19 protein-coding genes are annotated in these 26,056 nt (G+C 75.1%); 12 read left to right on the plus strand and 7 right to left on the minus strand.

The window, feature by feature from the left end:
* Window positions 1–245 precede the first annotated feature (245 nt).
* Complete coding sequence (locus IPL61_25500; protein ID MBK9034583.1) at window positions 246–923, plus strand: hypothetical protein; 678 nt, start codon at window positions 246–248, stop codon at window positions 921–923.
* Between the two features lie 192 nt (window positions 924–1,115).
* Complete coding sequence (locus IPL61_25505; GenBank protein MBK9034584.1) at window positions 1,116–1,709, plus strand: hypothetical protein; 594 nt, start codon at window positions 1,116–1,118, stop codon at window positions 1,707–1,709.
* Between the two features lie 121 nt (window positions 1,710–1,830).
* On the opposite strand, the gene IPL61_25510 is transcribed toward IPL61_25505, so the two are convergent.
* Window positions 1,831–3,312 carry a PPC domain-containing protein gene (locus tag IPL61_25510; GenBank protein ID MBK9034585.1) on the minus strand — a complete coding sequence of 494 codons (1,482 nt, stop codon included), beginning with the start codon at window positions 3,310–3,312 and terminating at the stop codon, window positions 1,831–1,833.
* Between the two features lie 647 nt (window positions 3,313–3,959).
* Here IPL61_25510 and IPL61_25515 point away from each other — a divergent pair.
* Entirely contained in the window at window positions 3,960–4,787 is an 828-nt protein-coding gene (locus IPL61_25515; GenBank protein ID MBK9034586.1) for a hypothetical protein, read from the plus strand.
* 29 nt (window positions 4,788–4,816) lie between these two features.
* Window positions 4,817–5,263: an HIT domain-containing protein gene (locus IPL61_25520; protein MBK9034587.1), complete on the plus strand. Its 447-nt coding sequence runs from the start codon at window positions 4,817–4,819 to the stop codon at window positions 5,261–5,263.
* Here the strand turns inward: IPL61_25520 and IPL61_25525 are convergent.
* Window positions 5,251–6,300: a thrombospondin type 3 repeat-containing protein gene (locus IPL61_25525; GenBank protein ID MBK9034588.1), complete on the minus strand. Its 1,050-nt coding sequence runs from the start codon at window positions 6,298–6,300 to the stop codon at window positions 5,251–5,253. The two genes, IPL61_25520 and IPL61_25525, sit on opposite strands and share 13 nt — an antisense overlap.
* A gap of 101 nt (window positions 6,301–6,401) precedes the next feature.
* On the opposite strand from IPL61_25525, the gene IPL61_25530 reads away from it, so the two are divergent.
* The 7 genes from IPL61_25530 to IPL61_25560 all read left to right on the plus strand — a co-directional run bounded on the left by IPL61_25530 (window position 6,402) and on the right by IPL61_25560 (window position 16,964).
* Window positions 6,402–9,260: an insulinase family protein gene (locus IPL61_25530; protein ID MBK9034589.1), complete on the plus strand. Its 2,859-nt coding sequence runs from the start codon at window positions 6,402–6,404 to the stop codon at window positions 9,258–9,260.
* Between the two features lie 380 nt (window positions 9,261–9,640).
* The gene (locus tag IPL61_25535) at window positions 9,641–11,713 is read left to right on the plus strand and encodes an RNB domain-containing ribonuclease (GenBank protein MBK9034590.1); all 2,073 of its coding nucleotides are present in this window, start codon (window positions 9,641–9,643) and stop codon (window positions 11,711–11,713) included.
* Between the two features lie 69 nt (window positions 11,714–11,782).
* Complete coding sequence (gene murA / locus IPL61_25540) at window positions 11,783–13,039, plus strand: UDP-N-acetylglucosamine 1-carboxyvinyltransferase (GenBank protein MBK9034591.1); 1,257 nt, start codon at window positions 11,783–11,785, stop codon at window positions 13,037–13,039.
* Window positions 13,036–13,662: an ATP phosphoribosyltransferase gene (locus IPL61_25545; protein ID MBK9034592.1), complete on the plus strand. Its 627-nt coding sequence runs from the start codon at window positions 13,036–13,038 to the stop codon at window positions 13,660–13,662. The genes murA and IPL61_25545 overlap by 4 nt, the downstream gene beginning before the upstream one ends.
* Window positions 13,663–13,734: 72 nt before the next feature.
* Complete coding sequence (locus IPL61_25550) at window positions 13,735–15,159, plus strand: hypothetical protein (protein MBK9034593.1); 1,425 nt, start codon at window positions 13,735–13,737, stop codon at window positions 15,157–15,159.
* A gap of 132 nt (window positions 15,160–15,291) precedes the next feature.
* Window positions 15,292–15,942 (plus strand): hypothetical protein, encoded by a 651-nt coding sequence (locus tag IPL61_25555; GenBank protein ID MBK9034594.1) that lies wholly within the window; start codon window positions 15,292–15,294, stop codon window positions 15,940–15,942.
* The gene (locus tag IPL61_25560; GenBank protein ID MBK9034595.1) at window positions 15,942–16,964 is read left to right on the plus strand and encodes a hypothetical protein; all 1,023 of its coding nucleotides are present in this window, start codon (window positions 15,942–15,944) and stop codon (window positions 16,962–16,964) included. The genes IPL61_25555 and IPL61_25560 overlap by 1 nt, the downstream gene beginning before the upstream one ends.
* A gap of 171 nt (window positions 16,965–17,135) precedes the next feature.
* Here the strand turns inward: IPL61_25560 and IPL61_25565 are convergent, their stop codons facing one another.
* On the minus strand, window positions 17,136–17,999 hold the full coding sequence (locus tag IPL61_25565; GenBank protein ID MBK9034596.1) for a hypothetical protein: 864 nt from the start codon (window positions 17,997–17,999) through the stop codon (window positions 17,136–17,138).
* 137 nt (window positions 18,000–18,136) lie between these two features.
* Entirely contained in the window at window positions 18,137–19,171 is a 1,035-nt protein-coding gene (locus IPL61_25570; GenBank protein ID MBK9034597.1) for a class I SAM-dependent methyltransferase, read from the minus strand.
* A 76-nt stretch (window positions 19,172–19,247) separates the two neighbouring features.
* Here IPL61_25570 and IPL61_25575 point away from each other — a divergent pair, with 76 nt between their 5' ends.
* On the plus strand, window positions 19,248–19,868 hold the full coding sequence (locus IPL61_25575; protein MBK9034598.1) for a hypothetical protein: 621 nt from the start codon (window positions 19,248–19,250) through the stop codon (window positions 19,866–19,868).
* Window positions 19,869–20,184: 316 nt separating this feature from the next.
* On the opposite strand, the gene IPL61_25580 is transcribed toward IPL61_25575, so the two are convergent.
* From IPL61_25580 to IPL61_25590, 3 genes are read right to left on the minus strand one after another with little or no spacing between them, the layout of a single operon-like run.
* Window positions 20,185–23,718, minus strand: a complete 3,534-nt coding sequence (locus tag IPL61_25580) for a hypothetical protein (protein MBK9034599.1) — start codon at window positions 23,716–23,718, stop codon at window positions 20,185–20,187.
* A complete protein-coding gene (locus IPL61_25585) occupies window positions 23,715–24,572 on the minus strand; it encodes a DUF2398 family protein (GenBank protein MBK9034600.1) in 858 nt (285 codons plus the stop codon). The genes IPL61_25580 and IPL61_25585 overlap by 4 nt, the downstream gene beginning before the upstream one ends.
* Window positions 24,569–26,011, minus strand: coding sequence for a DUF2397 family protein (locus IPL61_25590; GenBank protein MBK9034601.1), 1,443 nt, complete (start codon window positions 26,009–26,011; stop codon window positions 24,569–24,571). Before IPL61_25590 ends, IPL61_25585 begins: the two co-directional genes overlap by 4 nt.
* Between the last annotated feature and the right edge of the window lie 45 nt (window positions 26,012–26,056).

Here is a 26,056-nt window from a genome sequence, read left to right on the forward strand (position 1 = left end):
TTCGGAGGCCGCCGCCGCCGCCGGTGTCGGCCGCCGTCGCCGGTGACTGTCCGTTCGGAGGCCGCGGCTGCCGCCGGTGTCGGCCGCCGCCGGTGCCGTTCGGAGGCCGCCGCCGCCGCCGGTGTCGGCCGCCGTCGCCGGTGACTGTCCGTTCGGAGGCCGCGGCTGCCGCCGGTGTCGGCCAGCCGCCGGTGACCGTCCGTTCGTAGACCGCGCCGCCCGCGGTCCGTGGTATGGCGTCGGCGTTGTCACAAGAACCCAACGCGATGCTGAGCTGGACCCCGGTGGAGCGCGCGTGGGTCGGCGGTGACGAGTTCGTGCTCGCGCGCGACGGCGACGACTGGGTGGTCCGGGTCGAGCAGCGGATCCTGATGACCAACCGGATGTACGCGTCCGAGGTCGCCCTGGCCGAGCTGTCGCTGGCGCAGATCGAGGAGCCCCGCTCGGTGCTGATCGGCGGCCTCGGCCTGGGCTACACGCTGCGCGCCGTGCTCGACCTCGTCGGCGACGACGCCGCGGTCACGGTCGCCGAGCTGGTGCCCGAGCTGGTCGAGTGGAACCGCACGCACGTCGGGGTCCTCAACGACTTCCCGCTCGAGGATCCGCGGGTCGAGGTCGTGATCGGCGACGTCTACGACACGCTCAAGCGATCGCCGGGCGCGTTCGACGCGATCCTGCTCGACGTCGACAACGGCCCCAAGGCCCTGTCCCAGGCCAAGAACCAGCGCCTCTACAGCGACGCCGGCACCCGGGTGTGCCTGACCGCCCTGGCGCCCGACGGGATCCTCGCGGTCTGGGCCAACGGCCACAGCCCGCGCTACGCCCGCAAGGTCGAGGCGCTCGGCTGCGAGGTCGACGTGCAGTGGGTCCGGAACACCGCCGACTCGCGCTCGCACTCGGTCGTCTACCTGATCCGACCCTGACCGCGGCGGCGGTCGCGCCCTCCGCTGGTCGTCGCCGTCTCCGACGTGCGGATGGGTCGCCCCGAGACGATCTCGCTCGCCCAATGACTCCCGCGACCTGCGCCGACACCGCCGCAGCCTGGGAGGCGGTCGCCGATCCGGGGGGAGGCGATCGCGTGGACAGCGGCGGGCGAGGTCCCTAGCGTGACGGCCATGAGCGCTCCAGCGATCGATCAGGCCGCGGCCGCACCGCCGCCGCCGAACGTCCTCGACCTGCCGTGCGGCGCGTGCCAGCGCGTGACGGTGCACCAGCGCCGGCCCGACGGCCTGCTGGTGTGCGTGCCGTGCCGCGTGCGCGCCGAGGCCCCGGCGTGGCCGCACCCGTCGTCGGCGATGCCGCCGGTGGCGCCCGCGCGCAGCCCGACGACCGCCGTCGCGCCGATGCTGCTGGTCGGCGGCATCCTCGCCGCGGTCAGCGTGTTCCTGCCGTGGATCTCCCTCGGCGCGCTGAGCCGCAGCGGCATGGAGCTCGGCGACGGCGGCGACCCGGCCATCATCCTCGTCCTCGCCGGCGTCGCCGTCGTCCTGTCGCTGCGCGCGCCGCTCGGCGGCGGCCGCCGCTTCTTCGCGTTCCTGGTCGGCCTCGCGATCCTCGTCATCGCCGGCATCGACTTCCAGGAGATCAAGGAGCGGGTCGACGGCCTCGCCGATTCGCCGCTGGCTGGCGCCGCCAGCGTCGGCAGCGGGCTCTACGTCGCCATCGTCGGCGGCGCGCTGGCGGCGATCGGCGGCGGCACCGGCAAGTAGCGCCGCGGCGGCGCTGCCCCAAGCGGCACCGGCACGGAGCGCGGGGGCGCGACGGTAGCTACCGAAAATGCCACCGGCCCCGCGGAGGGGCCGGCGCTCAGTCGAGGCGAAGCGGAGGCGATCAGTTCTTGCTGCCGACCAGCTCGTAGTTCGAGGAGGTGGCGTAGCCGCGGACCTGGACGAAGATCTTGGCGGGCTGCGCCAGCGTGACCTCGCACGACTCGTTCGAGCCGTTCTTGTAGGGGCGGCAGTCGTACTTGGTCGGGGTCGGCTCGCTGCCGATGCGGACGTAGAGGTCGGCGTCGTTGGTGCCGGTGATCGAGAAGGTGTAGGTGCCGGCGGCGAGGGTCGGGGTCGGGAAGCGCTTGATCTCGGACTTCTTGACCACGCCGCTGCCGCTCAGGCCGGCCCAGCCCTCGGGCTGACCGCCGCCGCCCGGGGTGAAGGTGTTGTCGGCCTCGCCGGTCACCAGCACGACCTGCGAGCGGTCGACGTTGGCGAAGATCTGCTCGTAGGTCTTGGGGTCGCTGTACGACAGCAGGCCCTTGAACATCGCCATCGTCGCGCCCGGCATCGACGAGAAGAACGCCGGCATGCCGTTGTTGATGACGTCGACGTACTTGGTGCCGACGGGGTCGTCGCTGTTGACCAGGCGGTGCGCGTCGATGATCGAGCCGTCGACGTAGGCGTAGGTGTCGCAGCCGTTCTCGAACATGATCACGTACTGACCGGCGACCCAGCGGCCGGCGCGGGCCAGCGCGCGGACGTTGGCGCCGAGGCCAGCGTGGCCGTTGTAGACGATGAAGTCGGCGCGGGTCGACAGGCCCTCGTACTTGGTGCGGAACGCCGACTGGTTGAGCGCGGTGCGCACGTTGTCGGTCAAGAGCGCGTTGATCTGGATGGTCTTGCCGTCGGGCAGGGTCGCGCGGAACTCGACGTCGGTCACCGAGGTGCCGGGGTTGCTCGGCAGGGTCGCCGGCACGGTCGTGACGGCGTAGGCGCCGAGGTCGCGCTTCACGGCGGCGATGAACTGGTTCCAGCCGGCGACGCCGGCGTCGCTCGAGGTGGTCGCGCCGTCCTCGTACTTGCCGAAGATGGCGACCATCTTGAGCGCGCCGTCCTCCCAGACCTTGTCGTACTCGGGGAACTTGCCGGTCGTGTTGATCGGCGAGACGGTCAGCGACGCGGTGACCTTGTAGACGTCGGCCGCGGTGAACGTGCAGCCCGAGCGCTCGGGCCGGAAGTAGTACCACATCGATCCCGAGTCGACCTCGTGGGCGCCGAAGTCGACGCAGGCGTGGCCGTAGCTGGTCGCGAACGCCTCGATCTTCGAGTAGCTCATGTCGGCCGGGAAGGTCAGCTTCACCGACGACGGCAGGTTGGTCTTGCTGCCCCACGAGACCGGCATCTTGGCGTGGTAGGTGATCTTGGTCAGGCCGTTCTCGCTGGACTTGACGATGTCGGTCAGCTGGACCTTGTCGAGGCGCCCGACCGAGTTCTTCCCGTTGAGCTGGCCGATCGTATAGAGGAGCTGGTCCTTGATCGTCTGCTCCGAGTTCCACGACGAGTCGGTCACGAGCTGACCGTCGAACTCCATGTCCATGAACACGGCGGCGGCGCTGGTGTCGGCCTTGCCGTCCGCGTCCTTCACGATCTCACCGGCGAAGGGGTCGTCCTCGGTGGCGCACGCGGCCAGGGGGCCGGCGACGAGCGGGGCGGCACACAGCAGAGCCAGGGGCGAGATGCGCTTCATGTCAGGTAGATGGAGCAAGGGTGGTGCCACCACTGAACCTGCCTAACCATAAGAGATCACTTGGCATGGAGGCGGCTGATCGAGTCGCCGGTGCTGGGGTCCGCGCCTCGGGCAGCCGGCGGATCGAGTAGCCGCCTGGCCGGGATACGCCGAGGGGTGGACGGCCGAGCACCTCTCCCGCCGCGCCGAGCGCCTGGGCGGCTGAACACGCCCAGCACCGCGCGCCACCCCGCCCAGCCGCGCCGACCGCCTGGGCGGCTGAGCACGCCCAGCACCGCGCGCCCCCACTCCGCCCGCCGCCCGGCGGCTGAACACGCGCAGCACCGCGCCCGCCGCGCCGCGCCAGCCGCGGGACACCTCGCCCGGGCAGATCCTTTGGCGCGATCGCGCGTGCAAGGCGCATGTCCCGCGTCGCCGCCGCCCTCGCCTCGCTCGCCCTCGCCGTCCCGATGACCGCCGCCGCGCAGCCGCCGGATCGCACCTTCGAAGCTTCGGGGATGACGATCGGCGATGGCGGCGACATGCGCGCCTCGACCCGCGATTGGCTGGTCGGCCCGCCCGGCTGGGACGTCGGCGGCGAGCTGCGCTTCATCACCAGCGATCTGGGCCTGGCCGACGGCCGCGCGCTCAAGCTGACCGACGTCGGGCTGGTGCGCGCGCGCGTGCGCTACACCGCGGCGCGCCGGGTCGAGCTGTTCGGCTCGATCGACGCGCTCGCCAAGCAGCCGGCCTACGCCGACAGCGCGCCGCTGCAGGGCATCACCGCCGGCCTCAAGGTCGCGGTGTCGCGGGCGTGGGCGCTGTCGGCGACCGCGAGCGGCGGCCCGACGCTGGGCGACGACGGCCAGTGGGGCACGGGCGGCACCGCGGTCGTGTACCGGTCGCACCCCGACCAGACGCTGTCGTTCCAGGTCGCGGGCGGCGCCAGCGCCACCGCGCTGCGGATGGACGCCACGCCCGATCAGTGGCTGACCGAGCTGACCGCCGGCGGCCAGATCATGTTCCACACGCCCAACGGCTGGTGGGGCACGTGGCTCGGCGCCAGCATCGCGGTGCCGGTCGCGGCCTCGGCCGACCTCGATCCCAACACCCGCCTCGACGTCAGCGTCGGCTCGGTCTACGCGGTCGCGCCGACCTGGGACATCTACCTCGAGGGCTCGATCGTCGACCGCGGCGACGCCGGCATGGCCGCGACGATGCTGCCGATCCTCGACGGCGGCTTCGATCAGCGCCAGCTCGTCGTCGGCGTGGTCCGCCGCTTCGACGGCGCGCGCGATCACGGCCGCGGCCGGCGCGGCGATCCGATGCTGGTCGGCGCGCGCTGACCACGGCGCGGCTGCGCTACCATCGCGCGGTGCCGCCGCCGTGCGTGTTCTGCGCGATCGTCCGCGGCGCCGAGCCGGCCAGCGTGGTCGCGCGCACCGACGCCGCGCTGGCGTTCATGGACAACCGGCCGTGGCGCCGCGGCCACGTCCTGTGCGCGCCGACGGTCCACGGCCAGCGCCTCGGCGACGTGCCGGCCGACGCGGTCGCCGCGGTGTTCGCCCTGGCCGCGCGGGTGACCGCGGCGGTGCGGGCCTCGGGCCTGCCGTGCGACGACGTCAACCTGCTGGTCAACGACGGTCCGGTCGCCGGACAGACCGTGGGCCACCTGCACGTCCACGTCGTGCCGCGGGTGCGCGGCGATCTGTGGCGCGCGCTGACCCTGGGCCCGCGCCGGCTGCTGCCGCCGGTCGCGCGCGCCGCCCTCGACGCCGACGCCGCGCGGGTCGCCGCCGCGCTGGTCCGTCAGTCGGTGTAGACGATCAGGTACGGGATCTGCGCCTCGACCCCGCGGGCCATGAGCCCGATCTGATCGACCGTGCCCATGGTCGTGAACGACGCGGTGACCTCGTCGGCGCCGAGCCGGCCGACGCAGGTCGAGGTCGCGTTGCGCCGCTCGATCCGCACGAGGCCTGACGCCGGCGCGGTGAGCATCGCGGCGAACGACGCCAGCACCGTCGTGCCGACCTGGGTCGGGCCGGACAAGGCCAGGCTCGCCAGGGACGCGGGGCTGACCATCAACGCGCTCTGGCGGATCGCGCAGCCGCTGCCGGTGCCGGCGGCGAAGTCGACCGGCGTCATCACCGCGAGGTACGACAACGGCACGACCTGGGTGAAGGTGTAGCCGGCCTCGACGACGATCGCGTCGGTGCCCATCGGCGCCGTCAGGGGCCGGCCGAGTTGCGCGACGGAGGCCGTGGCCGGCACCCGCAGCGCGTCGCCGCTGACGGTCCACGTCCCGGCCGCCGACGTCCACCCGGGCACGCCCATCGGCGCGCCGGTCCACGGCTCGAACAGCAGGAGCTGGTTGCGCGGATCGAGCGGCCGCGGATCGCAGGCGTCGCCGAGACCGTCGCCGTCGCTGTTGGCCTGCAGGGTGTCGGCCACGTGCGGGCACCGATCGCACAGATCGCCGACGCGATCGTCGTCCTCGTCGTGCTGGTCGGGGTTGGCGACGATCGGGCAGTTGTCGACGTCGTCGACCACGCCGTCGCCGTCGCTGTCGAGGGGCGCCGCGTCGATCGCGCGCGCGTCGAGCTGCGCGCCGTCGAGGACCGCCCCGTCGAGCGGCGTCGCGCCGTCGACCTCGCCCGCGTCGACGACGCAGGTGCCAGCCAGGCTGCCGGCGCCGGCGCCCCACTCCTGGCAGCGCGCGCCCGGGAAGCTGCAGAAGCCGTTGGCCTCGCAGGTGCCGCCGGCGCAGTCGGCGCCGCTGGCGCAGTGGTGCTGATCGGGCCCCAGGCACGCGGCGCTCGCCAGCGTCACCACCACGCCCAGGACGCGCGCGAGCTCCATCACCCCGATGGTACGACAGATCGCGCCGATCACGCTCACCACCCCGCAACCGCGGTCTTGGATTAGGGTCCGGAGGTTCGCCCTCTGCGGAAAGGCCTCCGATGATCCGTCGTGCTCCCTGGTGGTTTGCCCTGGTCCTGGCGGCGTGTAGCTCGCACGCCGCGCGTCCGACGCCCCCGACCCCGCCGCCGATCACCGCCGCGCAGCCGCCGCCGGACGTCGACGCGCCGCCCGCGGTCGACGGCCCGCTGCCGCTGTGGTCCGCGGTCAAGCGCGGCACGCTGCCCAACGGCCTGACCTACTACGTGCTGCCGCACAAGCAGCCCGAGGGCCGCGCGGCGCTGTGGCTGGCGGTCAACGCCGGCGCGCTGCAGGAGGACGACGACCAGCAGGGCCTGGCCCACTTCGTCGAGCACATGGCCTTCAACGGCACCGGCAAGTTCCCGAAGCAGGCGATCGTCGACTACCTCGAGCAGATCGGCATGGAGTTCGGGCCCGACGTCAACGCGTACACGTCGTTCGACGAGACCGTCTACCAGCTCCAGGTCCCGACCGACGATCCCGCGTTCGTCGGCACCGGCCTCGACATCCTGCGCGAGTGGGCCGGCGACATCAGCTTCGATCCGGTCGAGGTCGACAAGGAGCGCGGCGTCGTGCTGGAGGAGTGGCGCCTGGGCCGCGGCGCCGACGAGCGGGTCTTCACCAAGCAGGCGCCGATCCTGTTCGGCGGCACCCGCTACGCGATCCGCCTGCCGATCGGCAAGCCCGAGATCATCAAGAGCGGGCCGCGCGAGGCGCTCGTCCGGTTCTACCGCGACTGGTACCGCCCCGACCTGATGGCGGTGATCGTCGTCGGCGACGTCGACCCGGCCGCGGCCGAGGCCGCGATCCGCGCGCGCTTCGGCGATCTGGTCAACCCGGCCACGCCCCGACCGCGCGTCGGCGGCGGCGCGCTCGATCGGTCCGGCGCCAAGATCGCGATCGACACCGATCCCGAGCTGCGCCAGACCTGGGTCGGGATCCAGGACATGTTCCCGCACCGGCGCGAGAGCCACGCGATCGACTACCGCATGTTCGTGCAGGACGCGCTCTACAACCGCATGCTCGGCCAGCGCCTGGCGACCTTGGCGCGCAAGCCCGACGCGCCGTTCGTCGTGGCGTTCTCGTCGACCGGCGACGCCACCCGCGAGTTCGAGGAGTTCGGCCGGCGCGCGATCGCCAAGGACGGGCGCATCGCCGACACGCTCGAGGCGCTGCTGACCGAGGTCGCGCGGGTCCAGCGCCACGGCTTCACCGCCGCCGAGCTCGAGCGGGCCAAGCGCGGCTATCTGAAGGGGACCGCCGACAGCGCCGCCGAGTGGGACCAGCAGGACGCGCGGAGCTACACCGACGAGCTGACCCGCCACTTCTTCCAGGGCGAGCTGGTGATCGGCCGGGTCGCCGAGGACGCGCTGGCCCGGCGCTACACGCCCGAGGTCACGCTCGACGAGATCAACCACCTGGCCGACGCGTGGCTGGCCAGCGCCACCCGCGCGATCACGATCACCGCGCCCGCCAAGGCCAAGGGCGTCCCGACCCGGGCCGAGGTCGAGGCGATCGTCGCGGCGGTCGACGGCCGGACGATCGAGCCGTGGGTCGAGGACGCGGTGCCGACGTCGCTCCTGGCCCAGGCCCCGACGCCGGGCACGATCGTCAGCGAGCAGCCGGCCGACGACCTGGGCGTGACCCGGTGGACGCTCAGCAACGGCGCGAAGGTGATCGTCTTGCCGACGACGTTCGAGAACCAGCGCGTCCACCTCACCGCCGACAGCCCCGGCGGCACCGCGCTGGTCGCCGACAAGCGGTTCGCGAGCGCGCGGTTCGCGGTCGAGGCGGTCACCGCCGGCGGCGTCGGCGCGCTCACCGGCGATCAACTCGACCGCGTGCTCAGCGACAAGAGCGTGTCGCTGTGGCCGTGGCTGGGCGAGGTCGCCGAGGGCCTGCGCGGCGACGCCGCCACCGCCGATCTGCCGACGCTGCTGCAGCTCGTGCACCTGCGCATGACCGCGCCGCGCAAGGACCCCGACGCGTTCGCGGCCTGGCAGCGCGGCCGGATCGAGCTGCTCGAGCGCCGCGACGCCACGCCCGAGATCGTCATGAACGACGCCATGACGCTGGCGATGTCGGGCGGCCACAAGCGCCGCGCGCCGGTCACCGCCGCCGCGGTCCGGGCGGTCGATCTCGACACCGCGCTCGCGGTCTACCGCGAGCGCTTCGGCGACGCCGGCGACTTCACGTTCACGTTCGTCGGCAACGTCGACCTGAAGACGCTGCGGCCGCTGGTCGAGACCTACCTGGCCAGCCTGCCGGGCACCGGCCGGGTCGAGCCGCGCAAGGACATCGGCGTCAAGCCGCCGCGGGCCGTGGTCAAGAAGGTGGTCAAGCGCGGCACCGAGCCCAAGGCGTACGTCCAGCTGGTCTTCCACGACGACCTCGCGTGGTCGCACGACGCCGAGCGCGACGTCGAGATCCTGGGCGCGGTGCTCGAGATGCGCCTGCGCGAGATCCTGCGCGAGGACATGGGCGGGGTCTACGGCGTCGGCGTCTGGGGCTGGGTCACGCGCGCGCCCACGCAGCGGCGCCAGTTCTTCATCCGGTTCGGGTGCGCGCCCGAGAACGTCGAGGCGCTGCGCGCCGCGGCGCTCGCCGAGATCGCGCGCATCCAGCAGGACGGCGTCGACGTCAGCTACCTCGACAAGGTCAAGGAGACCCGCCGCCGCGCCCACGAGCTCGCGGTCAAGGAGAACGACTACTGGCTGGGCCTGCTGTCCCAGGCCGCGCAGTTCGGCGACGACCCGCACGAGGAGCTGACCGGCGCCGAGGCCAGCGCCCGCGTCACCAACGACAACGTCAAGGCCAGCGCCCAGCGGTTCCTGTCGAGCAAGCGCTACGTGTCGGGCACGCTCTTGCCGGCCAGGTAGCGCGCCGGCGCGCGCGCCGACGGGCGCCGCGCACGACGACCAGCGACGACCCGCGACGACGCCCCCGCGCACGACGACCCGCGACGACCCGCGCCGACGCCCCCGCGCACGACGACCCGCGACGACCCGCGCCGACGCCCCCGCGCACGACGGCCAGGGACGACGCGCGACGACCAGCGCCGGCGCACGACGACCAGCCGCGAGCGACGAATGCGCGGGGGCGCGCGGGCGTTGTAGGGTCGTGCTCGCCATGACCGTCCGCGCTCGCCCTCGGCGCCGTCAGCTCGCTCGCCTGCGGCGCGGGGGGCCCCACGCCCTGACGGCCGACGTCGGCGGACCGGAGGCGGGCCTCGCCCCCGATCCGCGGTAGGCTGCGCGCGATGTCCTTCCAGGAGCTGGTCGACGCGGCTGGCCTGACCGTCGAGTTTCCGCCCGCCGTCGAGGCCGAGGTCGCCGCGTACCTGCGCGACCCCGGGCTCGACGATCCCGCGCTGGTCGATCGCACCGACCTGCCGTTCGTCACGATCGACGGCCCCGGCACGCGCGATCTCGATCAGGCGATCCACGTCGCCGCCACCGGCGGCGGCTTCCACCTGCGCTACGCCATCGCCGACGCCTCGTACTACGTGCGGCCCGGCACCGCGCTCCACGCCGAGGCCCTGCGCCGCGGCGCCAGCTTCTACCTGCCGGGCCTGTCGGTGCCGATGCTGCCGCGGGCGCTGTCCGAGGGCCTGGTCTCGCTCGGGCCCGACGGCGAGCGCCGCGCGCTGATCTTCGACGTGCGGCTCGACGGCCGCGGCACCGTGACCAAGTTCGAGCTCGAGCGCGCGCGCGTGCGCAGCCGCGCCAAGCTGACGTTCGAGGGCGTCGAGGACTACGTCACCGGCCGGGCCAAGCTGCCGGGGCCGCGCGCGATCGGCCCGAGCCTGATGGCGATCGCCGCGCTCGGCGAGCTGCGGTGCAAGCACGAGGACCGGGCCGCGATGGTGCGCTACCGCCGGCCCGAGACCACGGTCCGGCTCGAGCCCGACGGCACGATCGTCGTCGACGCCACGCCCCGCACCGCGATCGAGCTGGCCAACGAGCAGATCAGCATCCTGTGCAACGCGCTCGGCGGCCGCTACCTGCAGGGCGGCCCGCCCGAGCTGGTGCAGCCGATCTTCCGCGTCCACGAGCCGCCCGACCCCGACAAGGTCGCGGGCTTCGAGCGGCTGGTGGCGCAGGTCGCGCGCGGGCGCGGGCTGCCCGACGATCCATGGCTGTACCGCCGCGCCGCCGATCAGGGCCTGGCCGGCTACCTGCAGCACCTCCCGACCGCCGGCCCCGGCGGGCGCCTGGCGCGGGCGCTGCACCGCCAGGCCATGTTGCTCAACGGTCGCTCGGTGTTCGCCGACGAGCCGCGCGCCCACTTCGGCGTCGGCGAGCAGATCTACTCGCGCTTCACCGCGCCGATGCGCGAGATGGTCGGCATCCAGTGCCACGCCCAGGCCGTCGATCGCATGGTCGGCGCGTCGCCGCGGTCGCGGGCCGAGGACGAGGCCATCCGCGCGCAGGTGATCGAGGCCGGCAACCGCTCGAAGGACGTCCAGCGCCAGCTCAACCGCGAGCTCGACGGTCGGGTCATCGCGGCGGTGCTCGGCCCCGACCTGGCCGCGCCCTACGGCGAGCGCCGCCGCTACACCGGCACGATCGTCGGCCTGGCCCCGGGCCGCATCCACGTCGTCCTCGACGCGCCGCCGCTCGACGTGCGCGTGCCGCTGATCGAGCAGGGCAAGCTCGAGGGCGGCGGCTGGCTGACCGTGGTCCAGGACGGCGCCCGGCTGACGCGCAAGGACGGCTCGACGGTGTGCCGGCTCGGCGACGAGGTCCGCGCGGTCGCGGTCGGGCGCGAGGCGGTCGTGATCGACGTGGTCGTCAAGCCGCTGCCCGAGCTGCACGACGAGCTGGTCGACGCCGCCAGCGCGGCGCTGCGGGCGTGGCTGCCGCGGTTCCGCGCCGCCCACCCGGGCCCGCTCGACGCGGTCGCGCTGGTCACCGACGCCGCGTGCTGGACCGCCGAGCCGGCCGCGTCGACCGCCGCCGATCGGGCCGAGCGCGTGGCCCGGTTCGGGCCGCGCCAGCGCGCCGAGGCCGACGCCGCGCGCTGGTCGGTCGGGGCCTGGGCCGACGACGTCGCCGTGGCCGAGTTCGACGGCGTGTCGACGCTGATGCGGACCCAGGCCCACGCCCACGCCGACACCCCGGCCGCGTTCCGGGCCACGGTCCACGAGGCGCTGATGACCGCGCTCGAGGACGCCGACACCCACGGCCTGTTCGATCGCGAGGCCGCGGCCCGGTTCGTGACGATCACCGGCGCGGCCGACGCGGCCGCGCTCGAGCGCGAGTCGGCCGAGCGCCTCAACCACCAGGGCGAGGCCGACGCGCTCCTGACCTACCTCGATCACCGCGCCTGATCGGCGCGCGAATGCCGGCGCCGCGCGGCGCGTTGTCGCTGGGAAATCGTGCTACCCAGGTCGTGACCCATGGACAAGATCGTCGTCGAAGGCGGCAGCCGCCTGGTTGGTGATATCGCGATCGGCGGCGCCAAGAACGCCGCGCTGCCGCTCCTGGCGTCGGCGCTCCTGCCGAACGGGCCCAGCACGTTCAAGAACGTGCCGCAGCTCCAGGACGTGGCGACGATGGCCAAGCTCTTGCGCCAGCTCGGCTGCACCGTCGACGGCAAGCGCACGATGGTCATCGAGCCGCCCTCGGCCAAGAAGGCCAAGCTCGAGGCGCCGTACGAGCTGGTCAAGACCATGCGCGCGTCGATCGTCGTGCTCGGCCCGCTCGTGGCCCGGTACGGCCGGGCCCGCGTGTCGCAGCCGGGCGGCTGCGCGATCGGCACGCGCCCGATCGACCAGCACCTCAAGGGCCTGGCGGCGATGGGCGCCAAGATCCACCTCGACCACGGCTACGTCGAGGTCGAGGCCAAGCGGCTCAAGGGCGCGACGATCGTGCTCGACATGCCGACGGTCACCGGGTGCGAGAACCTGATGATGGCCGCGGCCCTGGCCAAGGGCCGCACGGTCATCGAGAACGCCGCGCGCGAGCCCGAGGTCGAGGACCTGGGCCTCGTGCTCAACAAGATGGGCGCCCACGTCACCGGCGCCGGCACCGCGATCATCACGATCGAGGGCGTCGACGAGCTCCAGCCGATCGAGCACACGATCATCCCCGATCGGATCGAGGCCGGCACGTTCGCGATCGCCGCGGCGCTGACCCGCGGCGACGTGCTCCTGCAGGGCGCGCGGGCCGAGCACATGGACGCGATCATCGCCAAGCTGCGGGCGGCCGGCTCGACCGTCACCGTCGAGGCCGGGGGCGTGCGCGTGCGCGGCGGCGGCGACATCCTGCCGATCGACATCACGACCCAGCCCCACCCCGGCTTCCCGACCGACATGCAGGCGCAGTTCATGGTGCTGGCGACCCAGGCCAAGGGCCAGAGCATCATCCGGGAGATGATCTTCGAGAACCGCTACATGCACGTGCCCGAGCTGAGCCGCATGGGCGCCGACATCCACGTCGACGGCCGCACCGCGATCATCCGCGGCGGCAGCAAGCTGTCGGGCGCGGCGGTCATGGCCACCGACCTGCGCGCGTCGGCGTCGCTGGTGCTGGCCGGCCTGGTCGCCGGCGGCAAGACCGAGGTCCGCCGCGTCTACCACCTCGATCGCGGCTACGAGACGATCGAGAAGAAGCTGCGCGGCGTCGGCGCCAAGGTCAAGCGGGTGAAGGGGTGACGCCGCTGCGCCTGGCCCTGCCCAAGGGCCGCATCCTCGAGGAGGTCGCCGCGATCTTCGCGCGCGCCGGCTACGACCTCAGCCCGGCGCTGAGCGACAGCCGCAAGCTCATGCACGACTGCGGGCCGCTGCGGGTGCTGGTGCTGCGCAGCTCCGACGTGCCGACCTACGTCACCCACGGCGCCGCCGATCTCGGCGTGGCCGGCTCGGACGTGCTCGACGAGGAGGGCCGCGATCTGTACGAGCCGCTCGACCTCGGCGTCGGGCGCTGCACGATGATCGTGGCCGAGCCCGAGGCCGCGCGGCGCGAGCGCGGCGCGATGCACATCCGCTACGCCACCAAGTACCCGCGCATCACCAAGGACTACCTGCAGCGCAAGGGCCTCACCGCCGAGGTCATCAAGCTGTCGGGCGCGATCGAGCTAGGGCCGCTGACCGGCCTGTGCGATCGCATCGTCGACATCACCCAGACCGGCGAGACCCTGCGCCAGAACGGCCTGGCGATCATCGACACCGTCTGCGAGGTGTCGAGCCGCCTGGTGATCAACCCGGCCGCGCTCAAGCTGTCGGGGCCGGCCGTGGCCGACCTGATCGCGCGCCTCGGCGCCGCGGTCGCGACCTGACCGAGCGAGCCCGCGGCGGACGGCCGCGCGGACCGTGGGAACCGAGCGCGCGCGCGCGGTGTCGGAGCCCGCATGAAGTGGGCCGCGCTGGGGCTGATCGCGTGCGCGCAGGTGGCGTGGGCCGACGACGTCGGCACCGCGGCGCCGACCTCGGTGATCGCCGCCGCCGCCGACGGCAGCTGGGCGGCGCTGTGCCAGGCCCGGGTCGACACCGACGGCGACGGCGTCGTGGCGGTGCGGTCGTTCCCGGGCGGGACCGGCGGCGACCGCCAGGCCGCGTACCTCGTGCGCGGCGCCGGCGCCGGGACCCGGCTCGACGACGTGCGCGCGATCGATCCGTCGGGCCGCCGCCTGGTGGTCGAGCGCCGCGGGCGCGCGATCCTGGTGCAGCCCGGCCTCGGCCGCGACCTCGACCTGACCCGCCTGGGCGCCACCGACGGCCCGATCCAGTTCGACGCCGCCGGCGCGCGGCTGCTGTTCGTGACCGGCCGCGGGCGCACGCTGCGGCTCGTCGTCCGCGACCTCGCCGCCGGCACCCAGGTGGCGCTGGCCCCGGGCCCGGGCGCGCTGTGGCAGGTCGAGCTCGACGCCGGCGGCCGCTGGGTCCACGTGTGGATGAACGCGCCGCCGCCGGGCCAGGCGCCGTACACCACCAGCGACGGCCCGGGCGCGCCGAGCGTGTGCTGGACCGGCGCGGCCAGCGACGCGTCGTCGGCCTGGGGCACGCCGCCGGTCGAGCGCTGGCTCCCGGCGGTGCCCGGCGGGCGCCCGCGCGAGGTCCCCGACCTGATCGGCGTGCTCGACGGTCAGCTGCTGCGGCGCGTGGCCGGCGGCGCGCTCGTCCTCGATCCCGGGACCGGCGCGACGCCCGCCGAGCTGGTGCCGGCGGCGTGCGGCGGCCACGTCGTGAACGTCGACCACGCGCGGCGGCAGGTGGTCGTCACCTGCGACGCGCAGCTCGACCTGTCGGGCCGGGCGCCGCTCATGGCCTACGGCGGCGCCGCGCCGCGGGCGGTCGGGGCCACGATCGCCCCGCGCGCCCACGACTGGTTCAGCGACGACGGCCGGTTCCTGCTCGAGTCCGGCGCCGACGCCGGCACCGAGCTCGTCGACCTGGCGACCGGCGCCGCGCGCACCGTCACCGAGTTCCAGTTCATCCTCGGGCACCGCGGCGACCGGACGATCATCCAGCGCGGCCTGCACCTGGTCGTGCTCGAGCCCGGCGGCGAGCGCACGCTCGGCGAGATCGTCCGCTACCCGGCGGTGTTCACCGCCGGCGACCAGCTCTACGTCGAGCCGCTGGTGGTCGATCTCGCGACCGGCGCGCTGGTCGGCGCCGCGCCGATGGTGCCGGTCACGCGCGGGGGCTTCACCAACCCGCAGCGCGCCACGGTCCGCGCGATCGCCCGCGACGGCCGGCTGCTGATCGGCGCCGGCGGCGACCGCTGGTCGATGACCACCGGCCCGCTCCGGTGGGTCCGCCCTGAGGCGCCGTAGGCGATCGCCCCGCCACCTACCCACCAGGTAACGGTCGAACCGCCCCGGTTCGCCGCACGCGCGCCCGGCGTGTAGTATGAGTGACCGATCGTGTCGTCCGATCTCAGGGCCCTCGTCGCGGAAGAGATCCGCGTGCATCCGCGCGTGGCGTACCAGAGCCTGTTCGCGGACGAGTCGTCGGCGGCCAAGCTGGCCGCGACGCTGCCGCCGCTGCCGTGCTTCCGCAAGGAGTACGCGGGCGCGATCACGATCGTCGACTGGGATCACAAGCTGCCGTCGCAGACGCTGGCGCTGCGGGTCTTCGGCTACTACACCGAGGAGACCCTCGAGGCCGGCCTCGAGGCCTACGACGACCGCATCGAGGTCATCGCCGAGCGCGATCGCTACCCCGAGTTCGACGTGCCCGACTTCGACGCGCTCGCCGCCGACGAGGCCTACGAGATCGAGCTGTCGCCCAGCGGCACGATCGGCCGCTGTCGCCTGACCTCCGCCTGGCGCCGCACGATCGCGGCCGCCGACGCCTCGACCGCGGTGGCGCTGGCGGCCAAGAGCGCGGACTACGCGCGGCTGGTGGCCTCGACGGTCAGCCGCCCCGCGTACCTGGGCGAGCTCGAGGCGGTGTCGTGGACGCCGCCGTGCGAGACCCAGCACACCCGCTGGACCCTCGACGTCTGGTACCTGCTGGCGTTCGACGGCCGCGTCGGCACCGGCCGCTCGTTCCTGATCGACCTGGTCGACGGCGTCGTCGTCACGTCCCGCGACTTCTCGGTCCGCACCGGGTGATGGCGGCGCGGGCGCGGTGGCTGGCCGTGGTCGTGGCGCTGGCCGCGTGCGGCCGGGCGCGCACCGGCACCGGCGAGCGGGTCCACGTCGACGAGGTCGCGCCGGTCGCGGCCACGCCCGGCCGGGTCGTCGACGGCAGCTTCGCCAGCGCCGCGCTCGGCGTCGACAAGCGTTACCGCGCGTGGCTGCCGGCCGGCTACGACGCCGACGCCCGACGGTACCCGGTCATCTACATGCTCCACGGCCTCGGCGGCAGCGAGCAGGACTGGATCGCCGGCGGCCACCTCGACGACGTCGCCGCCGCGCTCGGGCTCGCGGCGATCGTGATCATGCCCGACGGCGACTCGAGCTTCTACGCCAACTGGGCGACGCCGGTCGACCGCGCCGCCTGCCTGGCGCGCGGCAACCCGTTCCAGCCGCGCGAGGACGCCGAGCGCTACTGCGTCGCGCGCGCGGCCTACGAGGACTACGTCGTCGCCGACCTGATCGCCCACGTCGACGCGACCTACCGCACGATCGCGCGCCGCGCCGGCCGCGGCATCGGCGGGCTGTCGATGGGCGGCTTCGGCGCGCTCCAGCTGGCGCTGCGCCACCAGGACCTGTTCGCGGCCGCGGCCTCGCACTCGGGCGTCGACGCGCTGCTGTACGTCGGCCCGCACCCGTACCAGGCCGGCCAGGTGGTCACGCTCACCGACGTCGCCGCCTGGGGCAAGGACATGGAGCCGTTCGGCGGGTTCATGCGCCGCATCTTCGGCCCCGACCTGGCCAACTGGCAGGCCCACGATCCGGTCGCGCTCGCAGGCGCGCTCGCCCCGGGCGCGCTGGCGCTGTACCTCGACTGCGGCACCGAGGACCTGTTCGCGCTCCACGACGGCGCCCAGCAGCTCCACGACGTGCTGACCGCGCGCGGCGTCGCCCACGACTGGTACCTCGGCCCCGGCCGTCACGACTTCTCGTTCTGGGGCCAGCGCATCGACGACAGCCTGGGCTTCTTCGCGCGCAGCCTGGCGCGGCCCGAGTAGCCAGCGCCGGTCAGCGGGGCACCGCGCCGCCGCCAGCGCTGGTCAGCGGATGATCACGCCGCCAGCGCCGGTCAGCGGCGGATCACGCGGGCGCCAGCGCCGGTCAGCGGCGGATCACGCCGCCGCCAGCGCCGATCAGCGGCGGACCACGCGGGTCACGCCCAGCGCCGGTCAGCGGCGGATCACGCGGGTCACGCCCAGCGGCCCGTCGACGAGCGACAGCCGCTCGGGCTCGATCACCCAGGCCCGGCCGCTGCCCAGGTGGTAGGCCTGGGGCGGCACCGCGCCCGCCGGCACCGCGAAGTCGGTCTTGCCGCCGCCGCTCCAGCCGAAGCCGTCGGCGGTGACGTAGCCGCCGGCCGGGCTGCCGGTCGCTGGCGCGTCGAGGCTGGCCGGCGCCTCGGGCTTGCCGTCGGTGAGGTTCCACGCGACGACCTCGTCCCCGAGCCGGGCCCGCACCTGGCCGCCGTCGCCGAACCACACCGCGCTCGGCACCGTCGGCAGCTCGACCTTCCACGCCAGCCGGTGCTCGTCGAGCTCCATCGTGAACAGGCGCACGCCGCCCTCGGGCTGCGCCACGATCTCGACCGCCCAGGCCCCGGCGCTGACCGTCGCCAGGCCCGGCACGGTGTAGCCGCGGGGGTCAGCCGGCGCCAGCTCGGTCAGGTCGAACGACGCGATCTTCGAGCCGTGGACGATGTCGAAGGCGAAGACGTGCGCGTGACCGTCGCGCAGCACCCGCACGGTCACGACCTTGTTGGTCGCGGCCACGGCGACCGTCCCGATCGAGCCGGCGTACGGCGGGATCAGCGCGCGCCAGCGCAGGTGGTCGCGGCCGTGGACCTCGACGAAGTCGCGGCTCGTGCCCTGCTCGTGGCGGATGACCACCGCGCCGCCGTCGGGCAGCGCGATCGCGTCGATGAACGGCCCCGGCACCGGCCGCGACCGCACCAGCCACCAGGATCCCAGCGCGCCGAGCCCGACCCCGATCACCAGCACGACCGCGACGACGAGACGACCGGAGCGAGTGGCCATGGCCGGCGCACGCTACCAGACCCGGCGCGGCCGCGCATGCGCGCGCGCCTGCGCTACATGGTCGCGGCCGGCGCGGCGCCGGCGGCGCGCTCGCGCGACTGGGTCGCGGCCGGTTCGGCGCCGGCGCCGCGCCTGCGCTACTTGGTCGCGGCCGGCGCGGCACCGGCGGCGCGCTTGACGAACTTGAGCGTCATGCGGTCGCTCTCGCCGATGGCCTGGTACTTCGCCTTGTCGACGTCGCCCAGGGTCAGGGCCGGCGGCAGGGTCCAGACGCCCTCCTTGTAGTCCTTGGTGTCCTTGGCGTTGGCGTTGACCTCGGACTGCGCGGCCAGGTCGAAGCCCGCGGCGGTGACCTGCTCGATCACCCAGGCCTCGGGCAGGTAGCCCTGCTTGACCACGTCCTCGAGCTTGGCGCCCGGCGCGGCCCGGTGATCGATGAGCGCGAACGTGCCGCCGTCCTTGAGCACCGCGTGGATCGCCGCCAGGTATGCGGGCAGGTTGCCGTCGTCGACCCAGTTGTGCATCTCGCGGAACGCGATCACGACGTCGGCCGAGCCGGCGTCGCCCAGCGCCATCCGCGTCGGCGCCGCGATCGCGACGCGGGTCACGCCCGCGAACAGCCCCGGCGACTTCGCCAGGGTCTTGACCAGGCGCTGGCCGTACACCGACGACATCGCGTCGGCTGGACCCTCGGGGTCGGGCCCGACCACGGTCAGCGCGCCGCGCTTGCCCACCAGCGGCGCCAGGATCTCGGTGTACCAGCCGGCGCCGGCGCCGAGCTCGACCACGCGCGAGGTCGGCTCGATCCCGAAGAACGCCAGGGTCTCGCGCGGGTGCCGGTACTGGTCGCGGTCGGCGTTGCCCGGCTGGCGATGGTCGCTCGCGAGGATCGCGGTGAGCGCCGCGTCGGTGCTGGCGTGGTCGGTGGCGCGCAGCGCGGCGGCCTTGGCCTCGAGCTCGGGCGTCCAGCGCGCGGCCTCCTTGGCGACGCGCTCGTCGAGCCGCGTCCGGGCCGCGGCCACCTTCTCGACCTGCGCGCGCTTGGCGGCGGCCTCGGGGCTCTCGGCCGCGTCGGCGGGCGCGCTCGGCGCCGGCGCGGGCTTCTCGGACTTCTTGCAGGCACCGAGCGACAACGCCAGGGTCCCGACGACGATCACGGTTCGCAGCTTCATGGCGCCCACCCTAGCAGGCGTCCGCCGGCGGACACGTCGCGCCCCGCTCGGCCCGCGCTTGGTCTAGGCTGAGGCCATGCGGTCCAGGCTGATCCCGTGGGCGCTCGTCGCTGCGACGGCGTGCGGGTTCCAGCCGTCGGGCGCCACCACCGACGGCGGCGACGACGACGGCCCCGCCAACGACGCGCCAGTCGCCGACGGCGGCGGCCCCGACGGCCCGACCATCGACGCCCTCGCGATCGACGCGGCCGCGATCGACGCCCTCGGCATCGACGCCGCCACGAGCTGCCCCGTCGACTACACCGCCGCCGTCGGCGCGTCGCGCTACGTCGTGCGCACCCTGCCCACGTCGATCACCCTGGCCCGGGCCGACTGCGACGACGACCTCCCCGGCCGCACCCACCTGGCCACCCTCGAGGACGGCGACCTCGAGGCCGTGCTCACCGCCGCCGGCGCCAACCCGTCGCGCGAGATCTACCTCGCCGCCGAGTGCAACACGACCGGCAGCGCGTGCGACGTCCGCGCCAGCTGGGTCTGGCGCGGCGGCGTCGCCGCGGTCGACCCGGCGCTGTGGAAGAGCGGCGAGCCGCTCGGCGGGTTCGAGTTCGCGTACGCGGCGCGCGGCGGCAACGCCTGGGAGCTCCTGAGCTCGGCCGGCTTCATCACTCGCGAGTACCTCTGCGAGTGCGGGCCGTAGAGCCCTGACGCCAGCGCGGCGAAGAGGGGACGGTGTCAACTTTGACAACATTTCGGCGGTCACGAGCGCCGACGGTTCCGAACGGCTGGCGGCCGCGGCCGCACCACCCGCGGTCCCTCGTCGAGGACCGCCGCGGGCCGTCCCGACGCCGCGGCCTCGTCACGCCAGGTGAAGATGAAGAGGGGACGGTGTCAACTTTGACAACATTTCGGCGGTCACGAGCGCCGACGGTTCCGAACGGCTGACGGCCGCGCCCGCCCCACCCGCGGTCCCTCGTCGAGGACCGCCGCGGGCCGTCCCGACGCCGCGGCCCTCGTCACGCGGGCGGGAGGTCGTCCACGGGCGCGAGCGGCACCTCGGCCGGCGCCGCGAGCGCGCACACCGCGTCCTCGGGCGGATCGCCGCCGCCGGCGAACAGCGCCACCTGGGGGGCGCGCGCCGCGTTCCAGTAGTAGTACGGCGCGAGGTGGACATCGCCGTCGGCGTCCTTGACCACGAACAGCGTCGTGGCCGCGTGGACCGCCGGGGTCACGCCGTCTTGATCCGGCGACGCGACCAGGAGCTGCAGCCCCAGATCGGTGGCCAGGCGCAGCAGCTGGTCGCGGCGACCGGCGTCGATGCCGTAGAACGCCTCGTCGAACAGGAGCGGCCGGACCCGCGCGTCGGCGGCGTCGAACATGAGCTTGGCCAGCGCCAGCACGAGCAGGTAGTTGGGCACGCCCTGCTCGCCGCCCGAGCCGACCTGCCGCAGGCGCTGGGTCAGCTCGACGCCGCCCTCGGTCGTCGCCTGGACGTGCAGGCGGTACTCGAACCAGCGGCGGTAGTCGAGCAGCCGCGGCGCGGCGTCGACGTCGGCGCGCGGGTCGCCGGCGCGCAGCTCGTCGAGGTGCAGGTCGATCCACGCCCGGAACTCGCGGCGGCTGGCGTCGTCGAGGATCGACAGCCGGCGCACCAGCTCGACCAGCTCGCGGCGCTCGGGCCGCGGCGCGACCTTGAACTGGTAGCGGCTCGGCCCGAACCGCAGCTCGGCCAGCACCCGGTTGATGCCCCGCACGGTCTCCTCGAGCCGGTGCACCTGATCCTGGAGCTGCCGCGCCAGCGTGCCCATGACCAGCCGGTCCATCAGCTCCCGCGTGCGCTCGTTGATCACCGAGCGCTGCTCGTCGATGGTCCGGGTCAGCTCGGCCAGCACCCCGACCGCGGGCTGGTCCCGGCGATCGACCACCTGGTTGCGCGCGCGATCGTAGCCGAACCCGAAGGTCGACGCATGCGCCAGGCACCGCACGCCGCGGGCGCCGTCGCGCTCGAGCTCGGCGGCGGCGGCCTCGGCCGCGCGGTCGGCGTCGGCCGCGCGCTGGCGGATCGCGTCGGTGGTGCGGAAGCTGTCGCCGCGCTGGGTGACGCGCACGTAGCTCGCCACCGTCGCCGCGTCGGCTGTGGCGACCGGGTTGCCGATCGCCGCCAGCGCCACGCGCAGCTCGGCCAGGGCGTCGTCCAGGGCCGCGGCCCCGAGGTGCGCCGCGGCCTGGTGGCTCGCGGCGCGGCGCTCGGCGTCGATCACCTGGGCCCGCGCCGCCGCCAGCGCCTGCTCGGCGTCGATCACCTGGGCGTCGGCGCGGTCCCGCTGGCCGCGCAGCCGCGCCAGGCGCCGCTCGATCTCGGCCGCGTCGGCGCCATCGAGCCGGGCCCGCAGCGCGCCGAGCTCGTCGTCGACCACCGCCACCCGCGCGGCCGCGACCTCGCGCCGCCCGATCGCCTCGCGCAGCGCGCGGCCGAGCAGCCCCCGTCGATCGACCAGGCGATCGTGCTCGCTCCACGCCCGCGCCAGCGCGCCCGCCGCCACCTCGGCGATCGCCCCGGCGACCTCCTCGAGCTGCCCGAGCTGGCGCCGCGACGCCGCGGCCCGGCCCGACGCATCGTCCAGCTCCCGCTGAGCCGTCGCCAGCGCCGCCTCGGCCTCGGCCAGCGCGCGCGCGCGCGCACGCCGGCGCGCCTCGACGCCGAGCCGGCGCGGCTCGTCGGCCGCGACCACCGCGACCAGGCCGCGCAGCGTGCCCTGCTGCTCGGGCGCCCGCACGACGCCGAGGTCCGCGGGCTGCGCCAGCGCGGTCGCGAGCGCCCGCCCGGCCGGCCCGCCCGCCAGCTCCTCCGCGAACAGCGCCGCGCACCAGGGCGGCAGCGCGACCGTCGAGGTCGCGACCACGATCCGCACGGACGAGCCGACCGCCGTCAGCGCCGCCGCGGCGCGCGCCCGAGCGTCGTCGTCGCCATCGACCACCAGCGCCTCGAGCACGTCGACGCCGAGCAGCCGCTCGAGGCCCGCCACCTGCCGGCTCGCCGCGCCCGGCCGCGGCTCGAGCAGCTCGTACAGCGGGCGCGCGCGCACCCCGACCGCGGCCAGCGCCGCCAGCGCGTCCTCGACCGCGCGCGCGCGGACCTCCGCGTCGACGCCGGCGCGCAGCGTCACGACCGCACGCGCGGCGGCCCCGTGGATCGCGGCGGCCTCCCGGGCGCGGACCTCGGCGTCGACCTGGCGCCCGCGCGCGCCCTCCGCCGCCTGGCCGATCCACGCGGCGGCCCCCGTGGTCGCCGGGCGCGCGCCGGGCGCGAGCTCGAGGAGCGCGGTCGCCAGCGCCCGCAGCGGCGCGTCGTCGCCCGGCACCTCGCCCGGCGGGGCGGCGGCTACGCGCGCCGCCAGCGCCCGCGCCTGGCCCTCGAGCGTCGCCCACACCTCGGCCCGCGCCACGTCACAGCCGCGGGCCTCGCGCTCGAGCGCCGCCGCCTCCGCGCCCCGGGCGACGCGATCGGCCTCGACCTCGCGCCGGCGCGCCTCGACCGACCGGATCGCGACCGCCGCCGCCGCGTCGTCCGCGGCCTCGGCGCGGCGCACCGCCTCGACCGCCCGATCGCGCGCCGACCGCGCCACGCCGACCTCGCCGTCGAGCAGCGCCGCCCGCGCCGCACCGGTCGCCGCCTCCGCGCGGGCCGCCGCCTCGGCCGCCGCCACCGCGTCCAGGTCGCGCTGCCCCGCCAGCCACCGATAGCGCGCGCCGGCCTCGCGCGCGGCGCCGACCTCGTCGGCCAGCCCGACCAGCCCGCCGACGTACGCCGCCTGATCGCCGAGGTCGCGCAGCGCCGCCTCGAGGTCGTCGATCGCCGCCAGCGCGCGCAGCACCTCGTCGAACACCTCGCCGTCCGGCGCCGGCAGCAGGCGCTCGAACAGCGCGCCGAAGTCGCGCGCGGTCGCGACGATCTCGCGGTACGCCTTGGCCATCGACCAGAACCGCACCGCGTCCTGGTAGGCCGCGGCCGACCCGAACAGCCGGCCCGCCAGCTCGCGGCGGAAGGCCGCCAGCGGCGCGAACACCGCGGCCGCCCCGAGCTGCCGCCGCAGGCCCTCGCGATCGCACGGGCGGTCGTCGGCGTCGAGCAGCGCCACCTCCGCCAGCGGGCGCGCGGTCACGAAGCCCCAGCGCGAGGTCCGCGCCTCCAGCGTCGTGGCCTCGGTCCCGAGCCCGATCGTCAGCACGCGCCCGGTCGCCGGGTCGCACAGCTCGAGCGCCGCGTAGGCGATGGCGCCGCCGGCCCGCCGCACGCCGCGCTCGGCGTCGAACCGCAGCACCACGCCTTGCAGGCTGCGGCCCTCGTCGCGCCGCCCGCCCACCCGCGCGGCCGCGTTCCACTCGAGCTCGCCGCCGGCGAGGACGTCGTGGACGGCGTCGAGGACCGTGGTCTTGCCCGAGCCGTTGTCGCCCAGGAGGAACAGGTGGCCGCCGGCCCGCACCTCGACGGTCTCGTCGACGAAGTTGTGCAGGTTGACCAGCCGCACCCGCCGCAGCTGGTAGGTCACGGCACCACCTCGAGCGCGCCGTCGCCGTCGTCGTCGCGGTCGTCGGGCAGCGCGCGGGCGATCACGTCGGGCGCCACCTCGAGCGCGCCGTCGCCGTCGTCGGGCAGCGCGCGGGCGATCACGTCGGGCGCCACCTCGAGCGCGCCGTCGCCGTCGTCGTCGCCGTCGTCGGCCAGCGCGCGGGCGATCACGTCGGGCGCCGCCCCGAGCGCGCCGTCGCCGTCGTCGGCCAGCGCCGGCGCCAGCGCGCGCGCGATCACGTCGGGCGCCAGCTTGCGCGCGTCGTAGTGGTACAGGCCCGGCAGCGCCTCGTACAGGACCCGCTCGTCGGTGACGACCTGGTCGCGCTCGCGCGGCACCTCGCGGACGAACCGGTAGCGCTCGAGCATCGGCATCAGCTGGCGCAGCATCCGCCGAACGCCGTCGTCGTCGAGCCCGGCGCCGCCGAGCGTCGCCAGGCGATCGCGCGCGAACTCGAACAGCTCGCCGAACGCGAACCGCGGCGCCGGCTCGTCGGTCGGGGCGCGGTTGTTGGCCTCGAGCACGCGCTCATAGAACTCCAGCACCAGCAGGAAGCCGACGCAGTCGAGGCGACGGCTCGGGTCGAACGCGTCGCGCTGGCTCGGCCGCAGCGCCGGGTTGTGCCAGCGGCCCTTGTAGACGCGCGCGGTGGTCGCATCGACCAGGAGCTCCCAGCCGAACACCTCGTCGTAGAACTGCGTGAACTCGGCCCGGTGGCGCCGCAGGTACGCGAACGCCTCGGGGTCGTCGGTCCGGTAGAAGAACGGCGCCTCGGCCAGGATGTTCACCAGGGCCTGCACCCGCGGCCGGTTGAGCTTGTCGAAGTACGTCACGGTCCCTCCTCCTCCTCGAGCCACGCCGCCGGCGCGTCCAGCCGCGCCGGTCCGTCTACGATCGTCACCTCGCCGTCGACCAGGCGCAGCCGCGCCCCGGCCGCGCGCAGCCCGCGGCCCCCGCCGAGGTGCGCCGCCCGCGCGACCTCGATCCACCGGGCCGCGCCGCCCGCGGCGGCGAGCGCGCTGCCGGCGAGGTCGGCCAGCGCCACCCGCGCGTGGCCGGCCAGCGCCCGCGCCAGCCAGGCCCGCAGCAGGGCCTGCCGCCGCGCCGCCAGCTCGCGCACCGCCTCGAGCGACCGCTGCTTGCGCGCCAGCGGCGCGGGCGCGTCGGCACCCATCGCCCGCGGCGCGCCCCGCGGCGGCGGCGGGGCCAGCCGGTGGGCCGCGGTCGCCGGCCGCAGGTCGACGCGCACCTGCGCCGACGCCACCAGCTGCTCGAACCACACCGCGCGTCGCGGGTCGCGCGCGGGCCCGGCCGCGACCGCGGCGAGCGCGTGCCGAAGATCGGCCAGCCGGGTGCTGCGCCGCTCGAGCTCGCGCACGTGGCGCTGCATCTTGGCGAGCACGTCGCGCGCCGCGCTGTCGACCAGCGCGGTCATCCGCGCGAGCGGCCCGCCGGCGACGAAGAACGCGGTGTGGGCGGCCAGGCGCTCGCTCGGGTCCGCGATCGCGGTCGCCCCGAGCCCGCGCGGCGTCAGGTCGCGATCGCGCGCGACCGCCTGCAGGCACCCCGCCAGCGCGACGCGGTAGCGCGGCGCCGCCAGCTCGGTCAGGCGCGCCGCCAGCTCCGCCCGCAGCTCCTCGACCCGCGCGACGTACACCCGCAGGTAGCGCTCGAGCCAGGCGAGGATCGCGCGCAGCCCGTCGAGGTCGTAGGGCCGCGCCGCGAACCCCAGCATCTCGGCGCGCAGGCCGACCAGCTCGGCGCCGACCTGATCGATCGTGTCGCCGATGAGCTCGACCAGGTGCATGGCCCGGCGCGCCAGCTCGTCGTCGCCGTCGCCGCCGTCGTCGCCGTCGTCGCCGCGCCCGCGGTCGAGCACCCGGCCCAGCTCGCGCACCTGCCCGAGGAGGTCGGTCAGGCGATCGCGCGAGTCGCCGACCCGCGCGTGCAGCCGGGCCACCAGCCGGGCCTCGAGCCACTCGAGCAGCGCGACCGCGTCGTCGGTCAGCCGGTAGCGGAACCGCTCGCGCCGGTTGTCCTTGTAGCTGCGGAGCTTGTGGGCCTCGGTGATGCGGTCGATCGCGCCCCACGCGATCAGCTGCTCGACGTCGTGCGCGAACCCGACCGGGTCGTACGCGCCGTGGCGCCCGGCCGGACCCACGACCCGCGCCAGCACGTCCTCGTGCAGCGGCTCGAGCTCGTGGGCGCGCCGGTCGAGCAGCAACGCGTAGAGGATCGTCAGGTAGAACGGCGCGCGCTCGGCGGTGACCACGGCGGCGACCCGACCGCGCAGCCCCAGCGCCAGCGCCGGCGCCAG

Source organism: Myxococcales bacterium (genome assembly GCA_016717005.1).
In the GTDB taxonomy this organism is placed as follows: Bacteria; Myxococcota_A; Polyangia; order Haliangiales; family Haliangiaceae; genus UBA2376.